22 protein-coding genes are annotated in these 21881 nt (G+C 44.7%); 9 read left to right on the top strand and 13 right to left on the bottom strand.

The window, feature by feature from the left end; genetic code table 11:
- Window positions 1-430 precede the first annotated feature (430 nt).
- Genes BJP34_RS30115 through BJP34_RS44810 form a run of 3 tightly spaced genes read left to right on the top strand, consistent with a single transcriptional unit; the run spans window position 431 to window position 2119 of the window.
- The gene (locus BJP34_RS30115) at window positions 431-697 is read left to right on the top strand and encodes a UPF0175 family protein (RefSeq protein WP_070395524.1); all 267 of its coding nucleotides are present in this window, start codon (window positions 431-433) and stop codon (window positions 695-697) included.
- Between the two features lie 3 nt (window positions 698-700).
- A complete protein-coding gene (locus BJP34_RS30120) occupies window positions 701-1936 on the top strand; it encodes a DUF819 domain-containing protein (protein ID WP_229424096.1) in 1236 nt (411 codons plus the stop codon).
- 42 nt (window positions 1937-1978) lie between these two features.
- On the top strand, window positions 1979-2119 hold the full coding sequence (locus BJP34_RS44810) for a hypothetical protein (protein WP_158517546.1): 141 nt from the start codon (window positions 1979-1981) through the stop codon (window positions 2117-2119).
- A 145-nt stretch (window positions 2120-2264) separates the two neighbouring features.
- On the opposite strand, the gene BJP34_RS44815 is transcribed toward BJP34_RS44810, so the two are convergent.
- The 3 genes from BJP34_RS44815 to BJP34_RS30130 form a co-directional block, all read right to left on the bottom strand.
- Window positions 2265-2420 (bottom strand): hypothetical protein, encoded by a 156-nt coding sequence (locus tag BJP34_RS44815; RefSeq protein ID WP_158517547.1) that lies wholly within the window; start codon window positions 2418-2420, stop codon window positions 2265-2267.
- A gap of 101 nt (window positions 2421-2521) precedes the next feature.
- Window positions 2522-3619 (bottom strand): tocopherol cyclase family protein, encoded by a 1098-nt coding sequence (locus BJP34_RS30125; protein ID WP_070395526.1) that lies wholly within the window; start codon window positions 3617-3619, stop codon window positions 2522-2524.
- Between the two features lie 75 nt (window positions 3620-3694).
- Window positions 3695-5041: an IS200/IS605 family accessory protein TnpB-related protein gene (locus BJP34_RS30130; RefSeq protein WP_070390948.1), complete on the bottom strand. Its 1347-nt coding sequence runs from the start codon at window positions 5039-5041 to the stop codon at window positions 3695-3697.
- A gap of 52 nt (window positions 5042-5093) precedes the next feature.
- Here BJP34_RS30130 and tnpA point away from each other — a divergent pair, with 52 nt between their 5' ends.
- Window positions 5094-5513: an IS200/IS605 family transposase gene (gene tnpA, locus BJP34_RS30135; protein WP_070390947.1), complete on the top strand. Its 420-nt coding sequence runs from the start codon at window positions 5094-5096 to the stop codon at window positions 5511-5513.
- Between the two features lie 383 nt (window positions 5514-5896).
- Window positions 5897-6775 (top strand): tRNA (5-methylaminomethyl-2-thiouridine)(34)-methyltransferase MnmD, encoded by an 879-nt coding sequence (locus tag BJP34_RS30140; RefSeq protein ID WP_070395527.1) that lies wholly within the window; start codon window positions 5897-5899, stop codon window positions 6773-6775.
- On the opposite strand, the gene BJP34_RS44820 is transcribed toward BJP34_RS30140, so the two are convergent.
- Entirely contained in the window at window positions 6719-7003 is a 285-nt protein-coding gene (locus BJP34_RS44820; protein ID WP_158517548.1) for a hypothetical protein, read from the bottom strand. The genes BJP34_RS30140 and BJP34_RS44820 overlap by 57 nt on opposite strands.
- 306 nt (window positions 7004-7309) lie before the next feature.
- Here BJP34_RS44820 and glmU point away from each other — a divergent pair, with 306 nt between their 5' ends.
- Window positions 7310-8680 carry a bifunctional UDP-N-acetylglucosamine diphosphorylase/glucosamine-1-phosphate N-acetyltransferase GlmU gene (gene glmU, locus BJP34_RS30145; protein ID WP_070395528.1) on the top strand — a complete coding sequence of 457 codons (1371 nt, stop codon included), beginning with the start codon at window positions 7310-7312 and terminating at the stop codon, window positions 8678-8680.
- 153 nt (window positions 8681-8833) lie between these two features.
- Window positions 8834-12079, top strand: coding sequence for an NACHT domain-containing protein (locus BJP34_RS30150; protein ID WP_070395529.1), 3246 nt, complete (start codon window positions 8834-8836; stop codon window positions 12077-12079).
- 92 nt (window positions 12080-12171) lie between these two features.
- Here BJP34_RS30150 and BJP34_RS30155 read toward each other — a convergent pair whose 3' ends face one another.
- Both BJP34_RS30155 and BJP34_RS37780 read right to left on the bottom strand, forming a co-directional pair.
- The gene (locus BJP34_RS30155) at window positions 12172-13128 is read right to left on the bottom strand and encodes an isoaspartyl peptidase/L-asparaginase (protein ID WP_070395530.1); all 957 of its coding nucleotides are present in this window, start codon (window positions 13126-13128) and stop codon (window positions 12172-12174) included.
- Window positions 13129-13269: 141 nt separating this feature from the next.
- Window positions 13270-13428: a DUF2256 domain-containing protein gene (locus BJP34_RS37780; protein ID WP_083305674.1), complete on the bottom strand. Its 159-nt coding sequence runs from the start codon at window positions 13426-13428 to the stop codon at window positions 13270-13272.
- A gap of 703 nt (window positions 13429-14131) precedes the next feature.
- Here BJP34_RS37780 and BJP34_RS30160 point away from each other — a divergent pair.
- Entirely contained in the window at window positions 14132-14425 is a 294-nt protein-coding gene (locus BJP34_RS30160; protein WP_070395531.1) for a hypothetical protein, read from the top strand.
- On the opposite strand, the gene BJP34_RS44825 is transcribed toward BJP34_RS30160, so the two are convergent.
- Window positions 14422-14583 (bottom strand): hypothetical protein, encoded by a 162-nt coding sequence (locus BJP34_RS44825; RefSeq protein ID WP_158517549.1) that lies wholly within the window; start codon window positions 14581-14583, stop codon window positions 14422-14424. The genes BJP34_RS30160 and BJP34_RS44825 overlap by 4 nt on opposite strands.
- A gap of 48 nt (window positions 14584-14631) precedes the next feature.
- Window positions 14632-16878, bottom strand: coding sequence for an FdhF/YdeP family oxidoreductase (locus BJP34_RS30165; RefSeq protein ID WP_070395532.1), 2247 nt, complete (start codon window positions 16876-16878; stop codon window positions 14632-14634).
- Between the two features lie 674 nt (window positions 16879-17552).
- Between BJP34_RS30165 and fdhD the strand changes: the two genes are divergently transcribed.
- Window positions 17553-18401 carry a formate dehydrogenase accessory sulfurtransferase FdhD gene (gene fdhD / locus BJP34_RS30170; RefSeq protein WP_070396952.1) on the top strand — a complete coding sequence of 283 codons (849 nt, stop codon included), beginning with the start codon at window positions 17553-17555 and terminating at the stop codon, window positions 18399-18401.
- 198 nt (window positions 18402-18599) lie between these two features.
- Here the strand turns inward: fdhD and BJP34_RS50595 are convergent, their stop codons facing one another.
- The 5 genes from BJP34_RS50595 to BJP34_RS30190 form a co-directional block, all read right to left on the bottom strand.
- Window positions 18600-18908 (bottom strand): DUF1636 domain-containing protein, encoded by a 309-nt coding sequence (locus BJP34_RS50595; RefSeq protein WP_083305421.1) that lies wholly within the window; start codon window positions 18906-18908, stop codon window positions 18600-18602.
- Window positions 18909-18913: 5 nt separating this feature from the next.
- Window positions 18914-19552 carry a zinc ribbon domain-containing protein gene (locus tag BJP34_RS48010; RefSeq protein WP_229424097.1) on the bottom strand — a complete coding sequence of 213 codons (639 nt, stop codon included), beginning with the start codon at window positions 19550-19552 and terminating at the stop codon, window positions 18914-18916.
- A complete protein-coding gene (locus BJP34_RS48015) occupies window positions 19509-20036 on the bottom strand; it encodes a helix-turn-helix domain-containing protein (RefSeq protein ID WP_229424098.1) in 528 nt (175 codons plus the stop codon). The genes BJP34_RS48010 and BJP34_RS48015 overlap by 44 nt, the downstream gene beginning before the upstream one ends.
- Window positions 20020-20619, bottom strand: a complete 600-nt coding sequence (locus tag BJP34_RS30185) for an IS607 family transposase (RefSeq protein WP_149031256.1) — start codon at window positions 20617-20619, stop codon at window positions 20020-20022. The genes BJP34_RS48015 and BJP34_RS30185 overlap by 17 nt, the downstream gene beginning before the upstream one ends.
- Window positions 20620-20871: 252 nt before the next feature.
- Window positions 20872-21876 (bottom strand): methyltransferase domain-containing protein, encoded by a 1005-nt coding sequence (locus BJP34_RS30190; RefSeq protein WP_070395534.1) that lies wholly within the window; start codon window positions 21874-21876, stop codon window positions 20872-20874.
- Window positions 21877-21881 lie beyond the last annotated feature (5 nt).

The following is a 21881-nucleotide window of genomic DNA, read 5'->3' on the forward strand; positions in this document are numbered from 1 at the left end:
CCCGAGCACCGAACACCCATAACCTAACCCCTGTCTGCTTTTCAGCCTTATTGTCACCTAATCAGCTGATCTCCCTTGGCTTGCTGGCCTCAATCCTTCCTCAAACACTTAAGTAACCAAACGTCAGGGGAGAAAAATTTTGCTATTTGTTGACCGATCTTGACTATAAGATTCATCAAGTATTAATAACTTATTTCAATTAGTGACTAGTTAGGGAATAGGGAATAGGGAACAGGCAGTAGGCAATAGGCAGGAGGCAATAGGCAAGAGGGAAAAAAACCTGTGTACCTCATAGCTATGAGAAACGCTATAGGTACCCTAAACATAGGGTTTATTTGAGTTGATTTTTGGGAGTTTAGCTAGGCTCTCATACTCTACTGCCTAAACTTTGGAGTTAAACTGCATCTATGGACAGACTCCGATTACCCCTATGGAAATTACGATCCAACTCCCCGATGAAATCGCTAGTCAACTCCAAGTAGGTGACCTCTCCCGCAGAATCCTTGAACTGATTGTGGCTGATCACTATCGTCAAGGTCAGCTTGGCGCTGCCCAAGTCCGCAGAATCCTTAACTTCTCTTCTCGCTGGGAAACCTACCAATTCCTCAAGGAGGAAAAAGCTTACCTTCCCTACACCGAAGCTGACCTTGACGAAGATAGCAAAACCCTTGACAATCTATTTGCCAACCCTGGATGATTGTTGTCTGATGATTGTTGTCTACTGTTCCCTGTTCCGTGTTCCCTGTTCCCGACTTCTAGAAGAAGTCTATTCCTAAAATACATGGCAACCTCTCTTATAAATCCTAATCAAGATTTCGCTCTATGGGCTGTGTTGCTGTCAGCAGCAACAATTGGATTCTGGGCAGAACGTACTCCTTGGGGAGCTAAACTATCTGGGGCGGTTGTCACCATTTTAGTAACCTTCATCCTATCTAATCTGAGGATTATTCCACCGGATGCTCCCGCCTATGGCGTGGTTTGGTCTTATTTAGTTCCTTTAGCTATTCCTTTACTACTATTCCAAGCTGATTTGTTTCGGATTGTGCGAGAGGCTGGACCTACTTTAATTGCTTATGGAATTGGTGCAGTGGGAACAATCTTAGGCACAGTAGTAGCTTACTATCTGATTCCTTTAGGAGAAGAAGGTTGGAAGTTGGCAGCAATTTTTTGTGCTACTTATATTGGTGGTTCTGTTAATTTTGCTGCAACCGCTGAAAGCACTGGATTAAGAGCAGGAGATTTACTGAGTGCCGGGGTCGCAGCAGATAATTTAGTGATGACTTTGTACTTTTTAGTGCTCTTTTCTTTACCTTCAATCAAGTGGCTACGGGGAATTTTTCCTACCCAGCGCTCCCATGAGAATTCTAATTCTAGCCAGTTTAGTATCTTTGACTCCCAGTCTCGACAACAACTCTCTGTTATGCAAATCAGTTTGGCATTAGCGATTAGTATGATTGCTTGTGCTGTAGGTTATGGTCTCGCTAGCTGGTTGGGCTTCAACAAAGGGGGAATTCTGGTAGTAACAGTTTTAATAGTAATGCTAGCGACAGTATTCCCAAGCTATTTGGGTAGGATAACCGCAGCAGAAAAAATTGGCTATCTGCTGATGCAGGTATTTTTTGCTGTAATTGGAGCCAGCGCTAATGTGGAAATAGTGCTACGAGTCGGATCAGTTCTGTTTATCTTTGCTGGATTAATTCTCGCCATCCATTTGTTAGTGCTACTGGGAGTTGGACGATTGCTGGGTTTAGATTTAGCTGAGTTAGTAATTGCGTCCAATGCTAATATGGGTGGGCCAACTACAGCAGCGGCTATGGCGACAGCACGGCAGTGGGATAAACTTGTTACTCCTGCTATTCTTTGCGGTACTCTGGGTTATGCTGTTGCTACGTTTATTGGTGTAGGGTTAGGGAATTTTGTGCGGTCTTTGGGTTGATATCACATTTCTATTTGAGTTGTGAACAGAATCCCTGTCTTGATGCAAAGCGCGAGTGGGGGAAACCACGGCAAAGCGCGAGTGGTTAGAAGTTACCGTAAGACAGGCTCGCCTTGTCTTGATGCAGTCGCTCATGGGGGAAACCACGGCAGTCGCTCATGGTTTGAAGTTACCGTAAGATAGTGGAGCCTTATTAACAAATATTGAACCCTTTTCTGCATAACCTGCTAACTATAAAGGCTCCACTATCTAAGGTTTCGTCTCCGGGGGAACCCCCAAGACCGCGCTGCCTTCCCAAGACCGCGCAAATCACGCTAATCAATAAGTTTTACCCCTTTTCTGCATAGCCTACCAACCATAAAGGCTCAACGTAATCAGGTTTCGTCTCCGGGGGAACCCCCAAGACCGCGCTGCCTCCCCAAGACCGCGCTGCATCGCTTAGGGAAAGGCAAAAGGCAAGAGGCAAGAGGCAAGAGTTAATCAACTATATAGGGATTTTTGGTAATGAAAAAAACTGTAATCCTTGTCAGCCATGCAAAGCGCGAGTGGGGGGAACTCCGTGATTGCATTTACCGTAGCGCTATATCACAAAACCCAAGGCAATTTAGCAGAAGAATTCCAGGGTTTTTGCCAAGGCTCACCACCAACTTCTAATCCACATAACTTACTTTCAGCTATCAAAATCGGTTCAACGTTATCCCCACGTCGTTGTTTAAGTTCCAACTTCAGGTTACCTTGCATAGTATCTCGGCAAATGAAATCTAACCCCTTTTCCGTGGGAGCTCGTAGAAGTGTACCAGGATAGTCAGTTGTGCCAGTTAACTCTACTTCATACTCACCATTGCGCCCTTGCATCTGCCAATTTCCCCAAGGCTGGATCTGCCAGGTTACTTCTGAATTCCAAGGGACGAATTCATAAAATTTACCTTCGTAGTGAATGCCAATCAAAGCAGCTGCTTCTGCCAACCCCACTACTTCCCGTCTACCACCACCAGCAGTCAGAGCCAGGTCTGGTTGATCGGTAAAACTATTACAATTAAGCCAAAACCACTTCTTAGGAAAAGCACGACCCCAATTTTTTTCCCCATAGGCGGGGACATTGGTAAAATCATAGAGCTTACCATTCCAATCAATCCAGCCCGTTGCTAAACCGTGGGCCATCAAGATTTGCCATCCTGGTTCAAATATCTGTAAAAACGAAAGCCAGCCAGCGGTTGATTGCTGGGGTTTTCCCAGATCTCCCCAGCCATAAATGGGTTTAATTTCATAGCGCCAATCACAATAGTTTCCACTGGCTGGATCCCGAATCAACCCTTGATTCAAGGTAGCTGTAGCCTGATATCCTTCCTTGATTTGATACTCAAATTTATCGGGGTCAAGGTATTGAGGAGTTATTTGTAATTTAGTTTTACCCCAATGTCCTAGACCTAAGGATTCCGATGACCCCCAAAACTGTTCCGGATGGGGAAAGGTACGACACAGATACTGATCATCAGGGCCTAGAATTTGGGCTGAACCACCACTATAGGGTTGACCACCAATGGGGTCTTCAATGGAATACATAAACGCAAACGTCTGACCACAACTGGGTAACGTCACCCGATAGTACCAACCTTCAAAAAAGCGTCCGCTTTTACCGTCCCAGTGATATCCGCTGTGGGGTGTTTGAAAAGGATGTGTCATAGACTAGGGTTTTGGTAGCTTGGGGGATTTTGCCAATGAAGCTTCCCCCACCTGGTAAACCGAGGTGGGGGTGTCCTATGCTAATCTAGGGCTAGCCGCAGCCCACAAATCACACAGACAAGCCCAGCTTCTAGGCGGTCGTCCAGAGCTTTTGCTGAAACGACCCTCGTTGTCATTTCTGCGAACGAGTTTAAGCACACCTCTAGCGCCGATATTGTAAGCACCGTTTAAGTCGGCATTGAATTGCTTACCTGAGGAGAAAGTTGCTAGGGCATAATTTCCTGAGTCACGTTTAACAATGCCTGAACCATCATAGGCAAGCTTTGAGGTATATGCTGCAACAACCTCTATTACTTTGCCTCCTAACTCAGCCCATTTCTCAAGCGTAAAATCGCGAATTTTTGCCTTGAGCCATCCGTGAAATCTTTGCCGAAGGTTAGACCGTTTTCGTCCCCCTTTTGGCTTCCATGCCTTAAGGTTCTCAAACACAATCGCTTCGGAGTTAAACTTTTCAGCAATCTCAACAATTCGCCTAGAGACTACATGACTGATTTGGTTGTTGATTCTTTGGCATTTTTGGTAGGTCTTAGAACAAAAACCCTTGTGAAGTCTGCCACCCTTCCCCATGGTTTTAGATGCACGCATAGATACAGACTTCAGTCGCTTGTCCCTGCGGTCTATGTCTCTCCCCGGATGGATGAAATCTCGGTGGATTACAGTGCCACTGTGGGTTACAACCGATATCGTTGCAGTAGTATTAATTCCGAGATCTACCGCTGTTACATTAGCCTCTGGTTTCCGTTTTTCTGGCTTGCAACTAAACGGAACTGACAGATGGCAAGCTCTTTCATTAAATATCAAAGATGGTGACAACATCTTATTGGTTGCCACCTGATGACGCTCTCTTAATCCGGTAATTTGAACGGTAGTCCAGACCCAGTCAGAGCCGTTAAAGACTTTGATTTCGACTTGATTGAATCGGTGTAGTTTATAGCATTGGCCTTTATATAAAGCTGGGTAACAGCCAGTGTCAGCATTCAGTTTCGGAGGACTGGCATTAGGTAGTTTCCTAGTGCCTGCTTGCCATTCTCGGTAACGGGTCACAAAACTACTAACTTGACCCGCCGCAAATGCGAGCGCAGAACGACGGTAATAGCTGGGAAATTTATAAAAAGCTTTGTTGAACTGAGGATACTTGACACTGGGACGCTTAGCTGTCTGATGCATTAGTTTCTCGACAGCAGGAGTCAGCTGATCCGCCGTTAAGTTCCCGAATTTACTCCAGTGAGTGTAAATAATACCAACCAAGTATCTGCAAGCACGACGATAGACTTTAACCGTCTCAGTGAACAGCAGACGCTGCTCACTAGTTGCGTTAAGCCTCCATTTGTCGGTGCGAATGATCTGAGTTGGTGTTTTCACAATCTCAACGGAATTGCTAATATGTCACTATATTAACCTATAGTATCACAAAATGTCAACCGCCTTTCGCTCTTTCGCTCACACTGTTTCGTTAATCAAGATTCACATAGTGTTTGTCACTAAGTACCGCCATCCAGTAATTACTGGGGACATAGAAGAGGACATCTTAGACTTGGCAAAAAGCATCTGCGAGAAAAATAACTGCATCCTTGAGGATGCCAAGGCGGACTTGGGGACAAATGATCATATCCATCTCCTAATTGATTTAGCCCCTAAGGTATCAATTTCCAAGCTTTGCAACACCCTTAAGACAGTGACCAGTAGAGAGATTAGAAAAAGATACGCAAAAGAATTGGCTCCCTATTACTGGAAGCCAGTCTTCTGGAAAAGGGGATTTAGTGCTGTTTCTTGTGGAGGAGCCCCCCTTTCGGTTCTAAAGCAATATATAGAAAACCAAGGTTACGACGATTGATTGACTTGCTCCTTAACCCCCACCTGGACGAGGTGGGGGAATGCGTCGCATTTTTGTTCAATATTATAAATTCAAGGATCAACTCTTCCCCTAGAAGGGTTGAAAGTTAGCAGGTTACATGTTCCATCTTGGGCAAATAACCTTAAACCCCATCACCTTCAACCGAATAACCTTCTATGGTGGGCAGTGCCTACTAACCCGATTGGTCAGCTTGGTGAATCTGTTTGATGCACTGCCCACCCTACATCTTCAATGGTGGGCAGATGGTGGGCAGTGCCGAGTAACCCTATAACCAGCTTGGTGAATCTGTCTGATGCACTGCCCACCCTACATTAACTGTTCCCTGTTACCCCTACTCCCTACTCCCTACTCCCTACTCCCTAATGCCCGATCACAAGGTATTCACACCGGAAATCACTGCTGATGGCTCATTCACCTTCTTTTGTTCAGAAATTGGTGAATCCTATCACAGCCGACAAGGTGCCATAGAAGAAGCCCAGGTGAAGTTTGTTAAACCTTGCCAACTAGCCCAAAAAGCCAAACAGCCAGTGCTACGGTTGTTGGATATCTGTTATGGTCTAGGTTACAACACAGCTGCTGCCCTAGCGGAAATTTGGAAACACAATCCCCACTGCCATGTCCAACTGGTTGCCCTAGAGTTAGACTCTACCGTACCAAAAGCTGCGATCGCTCAGGGTTGGCTGAATCTCTTTCCCAATCCTATCCCCCAACTATTAGAGGCTCTGGCAACTACTGGACTGGTTGAAACCGCGCAATTCCAAGCTCAACTCTATCTCGGTGATGCCAGAAAAACTATCCAACAGGTGCAACAAGCTAACTTCCAAGCCGATGCTATCTTTCTTGACCCCTTTTCCCCACCCAACTGTCCTCAATTATGGACTCTAGAATTTATTCAACACTTAGCCCAATGTTGCTCATACTCTGGTATAATTGCCACCTACTCTTGTGCCGCAGCAGTTAGAATTGCTCTGATCACAGCTGGGTTTACGATTGGTTCCACCATTGAAGTCGGAAATCGGCAACCCGGTACTATAGCTAGCTTTACTGAAACTGATTTACCTAGCTTATCAATCCGAGAGCAAGAACATTTGCAAACTCGTGCCGCTGTACCTTACCGAGACCCTAATTTATCTGACTCAGCCTCAGACATTTTACACCGACGCCGCCTAGAGCAGAAAAACTCGTTACTTGAACCAACCTCCCATTGGAAAAAGCGTTGGTTGAGAGAGCAAAGGGAATAGGGAATAGGGAATAGGGAACAGGGAGTAGGGAGTAGGGTGCGTAGGGTGCGTAGGGTGCGTTAGGGGTGGGATTGCCATCATATTCAACTTCGTACCCAGTAGCCCCGTAACGCACCACTTTTTAAGGCAAAAGGCAATAGGCAATAGGCAATAGGCAATAGGCAATAGGCAATAGGCAATAGGCAATAGGCAATAGGCAATAGGCAATAGGCAATAGGCAATAGGCAATAGGCAAGACAGGTTTAAGGGATGCAGTCGCTACTCCCTTAAACCTGTTCCCTGTTCCCTGTTCCCTGTTCCCTGTTCCCTACTCCCCTCCTATAGTCAGAATAACGTAATTTTTGACTTAATTAGTAATTAATAACAGTTTAATCCGGAATAATCCTATTTATTCTCCCAATATATTTATCATTCTTCTCCTGAAGTCTTAATTCTCTCTCGTGCATCTTTAAAAAAACTGCCAATTTATGACATCAAACTGAGGTCAAGTGTGAGTATGATAGGGATGCAAAGATGGAAGCAAAAAGCTAATCTATGGTTGCAGTAGCAATTCTAGCGGCAGGACGCGGAACTCGCATGAAATCTGACCTGCCCAAAGTCTGTCACCGTTTGGGTTCACAAACTCTAGTGGAGCGAGTGCTCAACAGTTGTGTTTCTATTAACCCCTCGCGAGTGATGGTGATTTGTGGCTATCAGAGTGAACGGGTAAAAGAAAGTCTGAGCGCCTACACCAATGTAGAATTCGTTGAACAGAAAGAGCAATTGGGTACTGGTCATGCCGTCCAGCAACTGTTGCCCCACTTGGCAGACGATACCGGAGACTTACTGGTCTTAAATGGTGATGTTCCCTTGTTGCGTCCCGACACCATTAAACAACTATTAGAAAGCCATCAAGCCCATAACAATGGCGCTACGATCCTAACTGCCCATTTGCCCAATCCCACGGGCTATGGACGGGTTTTCTGTGATAGTAACAATCAGCTGCAACAGATTGTGGAACACCGGGATTGTACTGATGCTCAAAAGCAAAATCACCGCATCAATGCTGGTGTCTATTGCTTCAACTGGTCTCAATTGGCTTTGGTCTTACCAAAACTCTCTGCGGATAATGACCAAAATGAGTATTACCTAACGGATACGGTTACCATGGTTAATCCAGTCATGGCAGTGGATGTGGAAGATTACCACGAAATTCTCGGGATTAATGACCGTAAACAGCTGGCCATGGCTGAGCAGATTTTGCAAGAGCGGATTAAGGATGGCTGGATGAAGGCAGGGGTGACATTAATTAACCCAAACAGTATCACCATTGATGAGACTGTCCAATTGCAACCTGATGTCATCATTGAGCCCCAAACTCATTTGCGGGGTAAGACGGTGATTGGTACTGGTAGCAGGATTGGCCCAGGGAGTCTGATTGAAAATAGCCAGTTGGGTGACAAGGTGACCGTGCTATATTCAGTGGTCAGTGATTCTGTGGTTCAAGATGGCACCCGTATTGGTCCGTATTCCCATCTTCGGGGTAATGCCCAAGTAGGAGAATCCTGCCGTATCGGAAATTTTGTGGAACTGAAAAATACTCAGATAGGCGATCGCACTAATGCCTCTCATCTATCTTATTTGGGAGATGCTACCCTAGGGTCCCGAGTGAATATTGGCGCAGGTACCATTACTGCCAATTACGATGGTGTTAAAAAGCATAAAACCCAGATAGGCGATCGCACTAAGACTGGCTCGAATAGTGTGCTGGTGGCACCACTAACCTTAGGAGAGGATGTCACTGTGGCAGCTGGTTCTGTGGTTACCAAGGATGTCCCAAACGATAGCTTGGTGATTGCTCGTAGTAGAAATCAGGTCGTTAAACCCGGTTGGCGATTAAAGACCACAGAAGATTCCAACAGCTAAAAAGTATCGGATGGCTGTAAGTTGATCAGGTTGTTCGCAAATGAGCTAAATTGGGTGTTTCAAGAGGAGCAATAGGGGTAACAGAAGTAAGTAGCAACAAGCTTATGACTAATCACTGCGATAATATTTATTGATAGAAATTAATCTAGCCCTATGACCTGGGAAATTGCTTCTGTTGTTGCTAAATCTGTTGCCCCTATTTTAGGGATAAAAATTAAAACTAGGCTAACTCCTGCCGATATCCAAAAAGCACTAGAGGAAGCACTAAAAGCTGCCCTAGTGCGAGAAGAACCCTTGGCACCAGAGCAGCGCCTTTTCTATTACTCCGCTCCTGATGCGATCGCGCTTTTTCTGGAAGACTTTTTCCAAGATAGGGAAGTACAGGAGGAATTACACAAACCCCTCCAAGAGGAGAACAAAATACCGTTAACCTCTTTACTTGTGGAAAAATTTAAGCAGGTAGCCTTAAACCATGCCCCCACTCAACCACAAGATAGTTTTATCCTTCCCTGGATGGAAACCTTTGTCAAGACTTATACTGATAAAACCCGCAGTTATTTACAATTTCAACTAACTAAGGAAAACTATTTACAGCAAATTTCCAACAAGATTGATCATGTTAAGTTTGCTGGGATGTTGGTAGCGACCCACCATGAAAACCATTCCCTTAAGCTTGACCAAATTTTTGTCATGCCTGAGGTAGAAGTGTTACATCCTCCCAGTAGTCAGCGACCGTTAGAGTCGCGGGCTTTTCACCCTCAGGTAGCCTTACCCGATCAGTCATGGCAACCATTGCGTACGCAAACAGTAAAAAAAACTCTTGCCCAATATTTATTACGGGTAAAAACCTGGCAGGCTACCTCTGCTAAATCCCGTAACGTGATACTACTGGGTGCGCCTGCTTCAGGTAAAACCACCTTAATGAATTATGTTGCTGTAATGTTAGCCCAGAAGCAACCAGAAGCTATTGGGTTAGCGCCAGATCTTGACTGGCTGCCGATTTTAATTGATATGCGGGATTGGGCCGAGTATTCAAATATCAGTATTCTAGAGTATGCACGGCAGTTTGCTGAAAAAAACCTATTGGTGAAATCCCTGCCTAAAGGTTTCTTTGAACATTGGCTGGAAGATGGACGGACAGTGATTTTGCTCGATGGGCTTGATCAAGTCACAGAACCAGCCAAAGGTGAGCAAGTCGTAGGGCAAATTAAGGATTTTATCCAGCAATGTCCTAACAATTGGGTAATTATCACCTGCGATAATTCTAATTACCCTAACTCAAATTTCCCCGGGGAGTTTTTATGGAACGAAAAATTTTACCACTATCAACTTCAGTTATTTGATGACAGTAAAATTGAAGAATTTATTCAGCGCTGGTACTATAGTCAAATTCAAGACAAAGCAGAAGCACAACGACTTAAAGAAAGCCTAAGCAACCTACTATCTGAGCATGAACAGATTAGAAAACTGGCAAGACATCCCCTATTGTTGACGATTATTACTTTAATTCACCGCTATCATTTCCGATTGCCTTTGGAACGCTATCAGCTTTATGACCAGGCAGTAGATATGTTATTAACCTCCTGGGATAATCAACCAGATATTAGTCCAGATATTAGTAATAATCACAAGCTGAAATATCTGGGATTGAATGATTGTAGACGATTGATGGAACGTCTCGGCTATTGGATGCATACCCATAATAGTAAAAAAGAAAAAGGTAAAAAAGAGAAAGAAGGTAGGATATTAATTAACCGAGATGAACTAATCGCTTGGCTTGCTATAGAAATTAATACCCTGAAACAGATTCAGTTAGACGAGGCCAAGGCAGAGGCAAAACGGTTGGTTAATTTAATTAGCGTTCGCGTAGCGGCTCCAAAGGAGCATCGCACTGGCATTTTAACACAACAAGGTCTGGATGGTTACGCCTTTATCCATAAGATATTTCAAGACTATCTGTGTGCTCAAGAAATTATCTATCAAGCCGATAATGAAGGGGATTTTGATATTATCCTGACTCATATCCAAGACTATCTTCATGACTCTTACTGGCAAGACGTCTTGCTGCTACTAATTGCTCAGCTTAAACCCAAAAAAGCCGCTAAAGCAATTCAGGAAATTTTAAATCATGGCAGTGAGTATGAGTCTTGGTTACATCGGGATTTATTATTTGCTGCCACTTGCCTTACCGAAAATCCTCAACCCTTGAAAATAGCAGATAATTCCCTACTCCAAGAAATTTTAGCAGCATTAGTTACCCTAGCAGCCAGTGATTCACGGCGAGTTGGTTACCAAATTCATCAGCAAGTCTTTCAAACCCTTTCTGACTTGAATCAGACTGAGATTAAACTTGACCTTGTACAACTATTGAAAGATAGAGCAAACTCTCAGAAAGATACACAATCCCAGGAAACCCAAGTCAAGTTAGAGCAAAACCAGTTAGGGCAAAACCAATTAGGGCAAAACCCGACAGTCCTCAAAACCTTTTTGGCAGGGCTACAGGATAAGAATGATACCGTGCGTCACCAGGTCAGTGAGATATTAACTAGTGATAGATTAACTAGTGATAGATTAAATAAATTAGACTCTCCTGACTATTATCTCACTACTCTAGATAACACTAGTCTTCCAAAAAATACTCAGAACTCATCACTAAGTACTATTGCTAGATTAGACAATACTTCAGAAAGCTTAGTAAATACATTGCTGAGCTGGCTAAAAGATGACGATGCTACGGTTCGTTCTGAAGCAGCTTTAGCATTAGGTGAATTGGGTCAGGTTTCTGAGCTAGTCGTGAATAGCTTGTTGATGCGGTTAAACGATAAAAATTCTCGTGTTCGTTACTCCAGTATCTGGGCATTGGGCAAATTGAAGCAGCCTGGTAAAACCGTTGTGAGTGCGTTATTGACAAGGCTAAACGATCAAAATTCTCGTGTTCGCTGCTTGAGTGCTTCGGTCTTGGGTAAATTAGAGCAGCGTAGTGAAACCGTAGTCAGTGCTTTAATCACATCCCTCAAGGATAAAGATTCTGATCTCCGTTGTGCCGCTGCTACTGCTTTAGGTCAGTTAGGTAATGGTCAGTTTGGAAACCTTTCTGAAACAGTGGTCAGTGCCCTACTACCACAGCTAGAGGATCAAGATTCTGATGTACGTTGTGCCACTATTAATGCCTTAAGCCAGTTGGGTAATTCTTCACAAGTTGTGATCACTGCCTTGCTGGGGTGCCTCAAAGATGAAGAGTCTGGTGTACGGGCCTCAGCAGCTGAAACCTTGGCTGAGTTAGGTAAACCATCTAGTTATGTGTCCAATGCTCTTGCACAATGGATTGAGCTGCACCAAGCCTCAGAGTATGTTGGTAGTGGGATTGATGCTCTATGGAAATTGGTCATTAGTCATTAGCAACTACGATCAGAGTAAATTTAAGTCACCAAAGACTAATGACTATCTACTAAGGATTTCAGCCTCCTGTATCGGTAATTTCTCAGATACCCTTAAATCGACAAAAATTCCACATCCTTAGTCATATTCAACGTATCCACAATCTTTTCGCCACTATGATAAGCCGCTAGCAGAACTTCGCTAGTTTTGCCCCATGCGATCGCACCATTAGCATCTAGAGCGATAGCGGCAAAATCTCGCTGATTCTTCCGAGCTTCCTTAAATGAACGCTCCATGGCATTCACCAGGGATGAACCATCAGTGACTCGCACCACAATCCGTGCTGCTAGACACTCTTCCATAATGTCTTCCCCGATACCGGTGCAGCTCACTGCTGCATCACCAGTAGCGTAATTTCCTGCTGGCATTGCCGAGTCACTGACGCGACCAATCCGTTCAAAACCCTTACCACCAGTAGAGGTTCCTGCTGCCAGATGACCCCGGCTATCTAGTACAACCACACCAATGGTTCCCCGTCGAGCTTCAGAGCTGGTTACCAATTCGTCCTCAGCAATCACTCCCGCCATCTTATGGCTAAAATTGGCCTGCCTTTCTTTGAGCCACTCTTGTAAGCGCAGCTGCGTCATAGGATTGTAAACCGGGAGTTGCAGGTCTCGTAACAATTCTGCTGCTCCATAGTCTGACAGCACGCGGTCATCGGAGCCTTGCAACGCTTCTGCCAGCTGAATCGGATGCTGCACTCGCGACACATTAATCACACCGCTGAAGCGCTGAGATTGACCTTCCATCAGGGACGCACTCATCCGGATTTGCCCATCTGATTGCAACACCGAACCGGTGCCAGCATTAAAGCGCGGGTCATCTTCTAACAGTTGGCAGCCTCGGACAACAGCATCAGTCGCACTACTACCGTTCACTAACAAGGCATAAATCTCCTCAATAATTGAGTGGAGGGACTTGCGAATCGCATCAGCCCCTCCTTTGCCTTTTATAGAACTACCAGCACCACCGTGGATAATGACTTTGGGACACACCGTCTTCACAAACATACACAAAAATGAAGAAAAGATTAAGGATTAAAACATTTAGTGTGAATTATGAGAACCTGGTATGTCAAGTATGAAAATATACAAAACACGAAAACTTCTCTGAAGAAACCTTTGGAACTAGCCCTGGTTATCCTTGATCCCTCATCCCTGCTTCACACCAGATTTCCTTCTGCGACAGCGCTCTGAGCAATATTTGACTTCCTCCCAACAATCTTGCCATTTTTTGCGCCATGTAAAGGAACGTTGACAAACAGGGCAAATTTTTGTTGGCAGGTTCGATTTCAATTGCTGGCGTGTCATATTAGTTTTATTATAAATCATGAATAGCTTATATTGTAACAAATTATTAAGTTATCTCAAGTTTATTTAATAATTTTTACAAAACTTAATTGTATGCCAGGGCAAACCCATCTAAATTCCACACCCCTTATCCAGTCAGGATTTGATCAATTCATGAACAGCAGGACTCGATTGCTGAAATCCTAACAAGTGCCTACCTTTCAAACATAAGATGCGAAAGCCGCTGAATTATATGCAGGTTAATTGTTAATCGTTACTTGGTAATTGGTAATCGTTAATTAGTAATCGTTAATTGGTAATTGACCATTTTTCAGGTTTGATTGTCTATAGACATGTCCATATAGGTTGTGAAATCTCACGGAAGCAGGATGCCCACAATAACAATGATTTTGGGTATTTTTCGTTTATTGATGTTCACAACTCGTTTATAAAACGATTTTTTTGTCATACTTATGAGGTACAAATTCCTGGGTTTTAGGGATTAAGTGGTAGGGAATTGGTAGTAGGAAATTAGGAGTATGTAATTAGGACTAGGCAATTGGGACTAGGCCATTAGGAGTAGGAATCAGCTAATTGACTGTACATAATTACTAGGAGAAATGCTATAGTGATGGACAAAAGAAATCTTCTGACCTTTCCCAACCCATCGATAACAATTAATCAAACTAACCATTAATTAAGCTAACAATTAATCAAAGAACCTATGCAACCTATTCGACAAGGCGACGTTATTTTACTTCCTGTAGAGCAAATAAATGGACAACAGTTACCTCACCTAACCCTAGCAGAAGGGGAGGTAACTGGACATTCCCATCGCATCAGTGACGGTGTTGCTAAGTTATACGAAAAAAAGGGCATTCTTTATCTACAAGTTCTCTCAGAAACAGCAACCTTAACTCACGAAGAGCATAAGCCAATTGACCTTCCCCAAGGTAGCTGGATGGTGCGAATTCAACGGGAATATGAACCTCAAGGATGGCGATATGTTGCTGACTAACGATGCTTAATCTCATCTTTGAGGGAGTAGGGAGTAGGGAGTAGGGAGTAGGGAACAAAAATTTTCACATTTCCTACACGGATCCTTATAAAACTTGATAACTTGTAACTTGTAACTTGTAACTTGTAACTTGTAACTTGTAACTTACTAATTACCAATTACTAAGCATATGCTTACGTTTAGACAAGTTAAACAAGCTCTAATCCTTAAACTTTTTCCAGTCGAACCAAAGCATTGTAGTCTGGAATATCCACTTCAGGCGATCGCTTGCGTTTATCCAATAGCACATTTCCCTCAGGCCAATGTACCTGTAAATTTCCTGGTGTAATCGGTGCGATATGGATGTGTCCTTGGAATTGACCCTGTTGATTCCTCAGAATTACAGCATCGCCATGGTTTAATCCCAGTTTTTTAGCATCCACCCGACTCATCAGCACGGCCTTTCGCTTTGCCCCAGTAATGGCATCTTTCTGTTCTTGCACCATGCTGTTAAATTGTTTACCTCGCCTGGTGGCTACTAGGAAATGACCGTCTGGCAGTTCTCGCTTCGGTGGAGATAAAGGGGAAAAATGGGCTAAACTATCCGGTGTGGGGAAATTCCAGCCAAAGCAAAGATGGGAACCGCCATACTGGAATTGATCACCGGCTTCCTTCAGATGTTGGATACCAGCATACTGGGGGATAACCTGGGCAATTTCTGCCCGAATCGCGGCTGTGCTATCAAAGTGTAATTTATCTGCCAAATCGGGACGCACTCGCCGTGCTAGTTCCATAAAGACTTCCCACTCCGGACGGGCTTCCCCAATCCGAGGGCCAGGAATTTCTGGACTGAAAATCACCCTTCTCTCGGTACTGGTTTCAGTTACTCCCCCTGGGATTTCGTAGCGAGTCGTGGCGGGTAACAAGACTACGGTTTCTCCAGGTTCTACTAACATTTGACTGGAGAGGACAATATCCATATGGACTCTCAGAGGGATTCGCTGTAGTGCCTCTTTGATATAATCCGGTTCTGGCAACACTTCCAGGAAATTGCCTCCGACGGAAAACACTATATCCAACTCCCCTGAATGGGCAGCATCAATCATTTCCGCTGCTGTTAATCCTTTGGTGGTGGGAACTTCAAACTGCCATTGTTGGCTGAGCTTAGCAGCATTTTCTGGAGTAATGGGCTTGCCACCAGGAAAAACCGTGGCATAGCATCCCATTTCTGCTCCTCCTTGCACCCCAGAGTGCCCCCGAATCGGCATTAACCCACAGCCTTCTCGACCAACAAACCCTTTGGCTAAGGCTAGGTTAATGATGGCTCGCACATTATCTTCGCCACACTTATGCTGGGTAATACCCATGCTCCAGACAAACACAGCTTTATCAGCTTCAGCTAGCATCTTGGCAAAGGCGTACATCTGTTGACGGGAAGTACCGGAAAGCTGTTCTAGTTCTTGCCAGGATTGGTTAGCTAGGGTTGCTTTTAATTGCTCAAAATTAGTCGTATGATTTTTGATGAAGGATAAGTCTACCCAATTGTTGGCAATCATTTCCTTGAGGGTGCCATTTAGGAATGCCATATCCCCACCCATGTTGATTAAAAAGAAGTCTTCGGCAAATTTAGTACCAAATAAGGCACTTTCGGGAATCGAAGGCACCCAATAGCGTTCCATACCTGGTTCTTGGTAAGTGTTAATTACCACGATTTTGGTACCAGCCTTCTTAGCCCAGTGGAGATATTTAACTGTAACTGGCTGATTGTTAGCAACGTTAGAGCCAATGAATACTAATAAATCTGTACCAATCCAATCTTTATAAGAACAAGTAGTAGCTGCTACCCCTAATCCCCCTTTAAGTCCAGCAGTACTGGGAGAATGGCAGATGCGAGCAGCATTATCTATATTATTAGTCCCTATCGCTCGCACTGCTTTTTGGGCAGCGTAGTAGGTTTCATTTACTGTACCTCTACTGGTTAGATAAACGCTGAATCGGTTGGTGCTGGTGTCAATAGATGAAGGGAAACTATTCCTTAGGGAATTGCTGATTAATTCCAGTGCTTTATCCCAGCTAATTCGACGGAATCCTTTCTCACCTTGTTGCCGCATCATGGGGTAAGGAAGCCGTCCCAAATCCCGTAGTTGGATACTTTTTTTCTTCTGAAGCTGGGAGACATCTGCTAAAATTTCGGGGTCAAATGCTGCCATGGTATTCATCCGCAACATCCGCAGCCTGACATTACAGACATGGACACCATCAAGAGTCCAGTCTTTCATACCAGTAGTGCCAAGGGCGCAACCGTCGCACACTCCGTGATTTAAGATATCCCAAGCATAGGATAACTGGTCTCGGTTTTCCCAAGCTGCTCTGAAGACTTCCCAATAATTGTTCGGGTATTGTTCACCAATACCGAATGGTTTCCAGTTTGCCCAGTGGGAAGGAGTCCAGCCTTTTTTGGGTTGACGCAGCATGAGTTTTGAGTAAGGTAAAAATCTGGGTACTTGATCACATTACCATAAACTTTAGCAGACAAACTATTACGTAATATTAATTTTGTATCTATTACTAATTAGAGCAAATAAAAGATAGTTTAAGACATAGTTTTTTTCTGAAATAAAACAGTTGGGTAGGGTGCGTTAGGGACGGACTCGCCCTGATTTTATCAGTAAGTATTGGGACAGTCCGTCCCGTAACGCACCACAGGTTCAAACAGCATGCATTGAGATGCACCCCAATATAACTATGTATTCAACGTCAGTTGTTAGCTATCATCATTAAAATAAACCTGTTTGATTATAATTGAATATTTTGAGATTATATCGAATTTAAAGTCTGGGTAAAAGCCCATCAGCTTTCCGTAACAGAGATTAGCAACAAAGCACCTCAAGTAGCTTAGCCATGACCGTAGCGTGGCCATTACCGTAGCGTCGTGACCCAAAGGCCAAGGCCAACGGCTGATATCTGAATGCTTACTCTTAACCGTTACTTCGACTGCTATACAAAAGATTGGGAAGCAGGTATCCTATGCCTAAAAAATTTGTAGCACTATTAGATAGTATTAGATAGGATTAGCAAAATGATTAAACTACCGATAAGGTCATATAGCAGTTCTCAATTAGGTATTGAAAACTGCTATCAACCAACTATGAATCAGTACCGCAGCAAAACTAAATCCCAAGTCTGGGTAGTGGAAAACAGCCAAGTGCGATCGCGTTTAGATCAACTGGCAACAGAGGAACCCTTGGAAATTCGCCTGACCTCTCCCCAGAAAACCGTTGCGGTGACGATGCGCACCCCAGGGGCAGATTTTGAACTAGCAGCAGGGTTCCTCTACAGTGAAGGAATTGTAAAGGATCGGGATGATATTCAACGGATTAGCTACTGTGTGGATTCTAATCGAGATGGTGAGCAGCGCTATAACATTGTGAATGTGACCCTGAGGCAGGAACTTACTCCAGATTTGCAGCCCCTGGAACGCCACTTTTTTACCACCAGCGCCTGTGGAATTTGTGGAAAAGCTAGTCTTGAGGCACTACGGTTGCGAGGGTGTCCAGTGATGTCTGATGCTATGGAAGTCAGCACTGAGGTGATTTACAGCCTCTCGGAACAGCTGCGTTCAGCTCAATCAGTGTTTTCCACAACTGGGGGAATCCATGCTGCTGGGTTGTTTAATTCCCAAGGAGAATTACTCTCGTTACAAGAAGATGTAGGACGTCACAATGCTGTGGATAAATTGGTGGGTTCAGCGTTATTAACTAATCAACTGCCTTTAAGCGATCGCATTGTGATGGTAAGTGGGCGCTCTAGTTTTGAGATTCTACAGAAATGTCTGATGGCTAGGGTACCAATTGTTTGCGCAGTATCTGCTCCCAGCAGTCTAGCGGTAACCCTAGCCAGAGAGTTTGGGATTACCCTAGTGGGATTTCTGCGGGGAAAACGGTTTAATGTTTACTCTGGCAAAGAGCGTATTTGCAGTTTGTCTGATCGTAGTTGAAATGTCAGGATTCAGCCGTTAGCTTAAAGCTCAGGCTGCATCGCTGATGCAGCCTGAGCTTTAAGTGTAACTTACCCTATTCAAATAGTATGCCCATAGCCCATAAGCTGATAGCTGAATGCCTGCTTGACTGACAAAACTATTCAACAGCGTAGTGGTACGTTTGTATTTTGAATGGATTAGAAAGTAAATCAATACCTAGTTTGGTGCGGGTAAGGCCGGCAGGATAAAAGCCGAAGCGGCTCGAATGACAGCGGAACGTTCCTTGAAAGGAACGCGACCCCCTGGATAGGTTGTATATTGCTGACAAAATTCTGCTAATTCTGTCGCTGATTCAGTCGTTGATAGCCCACTTAGAATAAAAGTGAGTCGGTCAGGAGCAGCTAAAGTCACATTGCAAGGGCGACTACAGGCAGCCATACAGCGAACCGGCTGAAGATGAACGGTATCTTGTAAATTTCGGACAGCTAGTTCAGTTTGGAGTTGGTTGATAAAGTATTGGCCGATACTTTTTAGCTACCAGAATCTGCCAAAAGCGGATTCTGGCTCACTAATGCAAGCTGATTCCTCAGCCAGGGGGTATCTCCCAAGGCTCGCAGAAAGATTCCACGAGCGCCGTTGATGTCTCTGTCCATTGCACGACCATCAACTTTTGATTTGATTATTTTACTTCCGCCAATGTTCACCATTTCGCCAGTCCAGCTAACCGTTTTGCTGGTATAAGCTTCACAAACATCTACTACTGTCTTGCCGGTTAAGAAGGCTTTATGCTTTAGGAATTCTTTGAACCGATAATGAGCAAAGTTGAGCATATTGCGGACAGTCTTAGATCTGAGTTTTCTATTTCCTTTTTTTGACATTTGAGATGTCTCAAAAGTAGGAAGTAGTATCACATCAAAGTTGTCTACAAGAAATCTGGCTGCTTTGTGATGGAGTTCATCTATCAAGTTTTGAATCCTGATTATCATCCGGCGAGCAGCTTTCCTCATTCGGCGTTTTTGTCCACGTTTAGCTTTGCTAATTTTGGACAGTAGATTATCTAGGTGCTGACACAGTCTTTGGATTTGGGAAAAGTCTCCATGTCCAATCTTTCCGACGGAAGTCTCACTAAAAAAGGTGAGGAAGGTTCTGACTCCAGGGTAAGCAAGCAACTACTCGCCCTTGGTTATCGGTTTTCTCTTTCGTTGCTTCATGGGGGACCACCAAATAGTAATCCCCATTGTGGCTGGTTAGTCTGCAATCTCCAATATTGCTGGGAAGAGACTCTGCATAGGATATCTCCCCTAGCTTGGTATAATAGACGCCTTTCTCAGATACTGCCGACTTTGGTATGTAACAAGACTGTCTTGGGTTTTTACGAGACCTAAATCGGACTCGATTAATCTGCGAAGTCTTTTTGTACTTCTTTTTTGCCTCCCGTACGGCGGTGCAAGCATCCTTTATCGCTATGGATTTAATTTGATAAGGCACTGACTTACACCACTTGGGTAGGTCGTTTAGTATGCTGGTCTTGATGGCCTTCCAATTGGCCTTAACTTCACCGCTTTGAAGAATTTTGACGGTTTTGTTGAATACGTAACGGGACACCCCAAACCATCTGCGAATAAGCGATCGCTGTTCAGGGTTTAGGAACACTCTTATCTTCTTCGATTTTCTTACCGTATTTTCTGAGTCCGTGGACAGGCCGCGAAAAGACGTGAATGATGGAGAGAAGATCTGCGGTTTGCTCGGACTCGGGACAACTTTCAGGTTGGTCGAGAACCAGGATTTTTCCACCGTTGAGACCGACCAAGTACTCAATGAGTTCAAACCCGAATCGGGTGAGTCTGTCTCTACAGGTAACAATAATTGTGAGCTGATCTCCGCGCACAATTCGTTCCAATATGGTTCTAAGACCTTTCCTTTTGTAGTTGAGTCCTGACCCGATGTCAAAGATGATTTCCGCTTCTGGGAAGAGTGAGTGGAGGTAGGCGATTTGCCTGGCAAGGTCGTCTTTTTGCTTGTGGGTACTGACTCGACAATACCCAATGCTGAACTGACAAACTGGATCCACACCTCTTTTGAAGCTACCAAACCTGAGCAAGCTTTCGGTGTCAAAGAGTCTGGTTCCTCCAGGGGTTTTTTCGCACCTGATTGTGCCATTATCCGCATACTTCCTCAAAGTGTTCCCCGATAATCCCGTAAGTTCGACCGCCTTACGGAAAGGGACTAGTACCATAATTAAAATCTCACACACTTTTGTAAATAGTGCAAGATTTTTATATAAATCTCTTAGCAGTTGCTAGCCTCCTGACAAACCGCCTCGGCTTTTTTCTGTCGCAGAAAATCGACAAAGAGAACAGACGAATAAAGTTGCTGGAATCATTTTGAATAGAAGTGAAATCAATCAGTGAGTTCAACTTGAGCAAGGTTGAATCGTTGAGGCCGGGGATACCGCCCCCAACGATGATTAAGTCATAGGTGAATCAACTCATGAACGCACTAAATTATCTTTGTTTTGCTCAGAAGCCATGTTTTGGGCGGACACCCCTGGGGATGCGGCCCGCACAGCCCGGAACATGCCAAAGCGACACAATCCCGCCCCAAAGGCTAGTCGCATCAGCAAGAAGGTGGGCACTTCCCGCAGGGACTTGATAAACCCGACAAAACCAAATTTAAGTAATCCGCCTGGGCGGACAAGGCCCTGCCAGATAGAATCCAGCCAGGCGGGGAGGGTTTCCTGAGTCCAATCAGCAGTGGCCACCTGGCCTGCGACTAGCCCCGTCGCCTCCAACTGTTCTGAAAAGCCTTCAATGCTGGAAAAGGCCGGGTGAGACCATTGATCGAGCAGTTGTCGCATCACCGGACGCTCCCACCAGTTCAGGGGTTTGCGTCGGTCGTCCCGCTGATTCCAGTCGGCAATGACCAGAATTCCACCCGGTTTCAGAACGCGCAATAGCTCTCTGGCAAACTGCGCCTTGTCAGCTATATGTGGGCCTACCTCGATCGACCAGACCACATCAAAACTGGCATCGGGAAATGAAAGAGCCAGGGCATCATCGACCTGAAAGTGGGCATTCACCCCAGGCGGTGTCAGTTCTTGAGCACGTTTGACTTGCTGAGGGCTGATGGTGATTCCCGTGACGGCAAAACCACAGTCCCGCGCCAGAATGCGACTGCTGCCGCCAATGCCACAGCCCACATCTAAGACCGTAGTACCGGCAGAAAGCTTGTCTAAGCCACCCCAGCGCACCATTTCATGCACAAAATCCGACTTGGCTTGGAGAAAATCCTTTTTGCGGGACGGAGAGCCATAGTGCCCCAGGTGGATATGTTCGCCCCAATAGAACTCTAAAATGCCATCATTCGTCCAATCGTCATAGGAATTGGCGACAGAATCAGAAGACTGATAGCGACGAGCTGTAAGGAGATAAAGCGTAATCCCGACTATCAGGAGTGCCAGTAAAATTCCCAGCGTAGCAACTAACACATTCATTTAGA

The sequence above is a fragment of the Moorena producens PAL-8-15-08-1 genome (assembly GCF_001767235.1).
Classification (GTDB): Bacteria; Cyanobacteriota; Cyanobacteriia; order Cyanobacteriales; family Coleofasciculaceae; genus Moorena; species Moorena producens_A.

Bases quoted from the DNA above. Each gene is read 5' to 3' on its own strand.
- BJP34_RS30115 (WP_070395524.1), top strand. From the start codon at position 431: ATGGAAATTACGATCCAACTCCCCGATGAAATCGCTAGTCAACTCCAA.
- BJP34_RS44810 (WP_158517546.1), top strand. From the start codon at position 1,979: ATGCAAAGCGCGAGTGGGGGAAACCACGGCAAAGCGCGAGTGGTTAGA.
- BJP34_RS30125 (WP_070395526.1), bottom strand. From the start codon at position 3,619: ATGACACATCCTTTTCAAACACCCCACAGCGGATATCACTGGGACGGT.
- tnpA (WP_070390947.1), top strand. From the start codon at position 5,094: ATGTCAACCGCCTTTCGCTCTTTCGCTCACACTGTTTCGTTAATCAAG.
- BJP34_RS30140 (WP_070395527.1), top strand. From the start codon at position 5,897: ATGCCCGATCACAAGGTATTCACACCGGAAATCACTGCTGATGGCTCA.
- glmU (WP_070395528.1), top strand. From the start codon at position 7,310: ATGGTTGCAGTAGCAATTCTAGCGGCAGGACGCGGAACTCGCATGAAA.
- BJP34_RS30150 (WP_070395529.1), top strand. From the start codon at position 8,834: ATGACCTGGGAAATTGCTTCTGTTGTTGCTAAATCTGTTGCCCCTATT.
- BJP34_RS30155 (WP_070395530.1), bottom strand. From the start codon at position 13,128: ATGTTTGTGAAGACGGTGTGTCCCAAAGTCATTATCCACGGTGGTGCT.
- BJP34_RS37780 (WP_083305674.1), bottom strand. From the start codon at position 13,428: ATGACACGCCAGCAATTGAAATCGAACCTGCCAACAAAAATTTGCCCT.
- BJP34_RS30160 (WP_070395531.1), top strand. From the start codon at position 14,132: ATGCAACCTATTCGACAAGGCGACGTTATTTTACTTCCTGTAGAGCAA.
- BJP34_RS30165 (WP_070395532.1), bottom strand. From the start codon at position 16,878: ATGCTGCGTCAACCCAAAAAAGGCTGGACTCCTTCCCACTGGGCAAAC.
- fdhD (WP_070396952.1), top strand. From the start codon at position 17,553: ATGAATCAGTACCGCAGCAAAACTAAATCCCAAGTCTGGGTAGTGGAA.
- BJP34_RS30185 (WP_149031256.1), bottom strand. From the start codon at position 20,619: ATGGTACTAGTCCCTTTCCGTAAGGCGGTCGAACTTACGGGATTATCG.
- BJP34_RS30190 (WP_070395534.1), bottom strand. From the start codon at position 21,876: ATGAATGTGTTAGTTGCTACGCTGGGAATTTTACTGGCACTCCTGATA.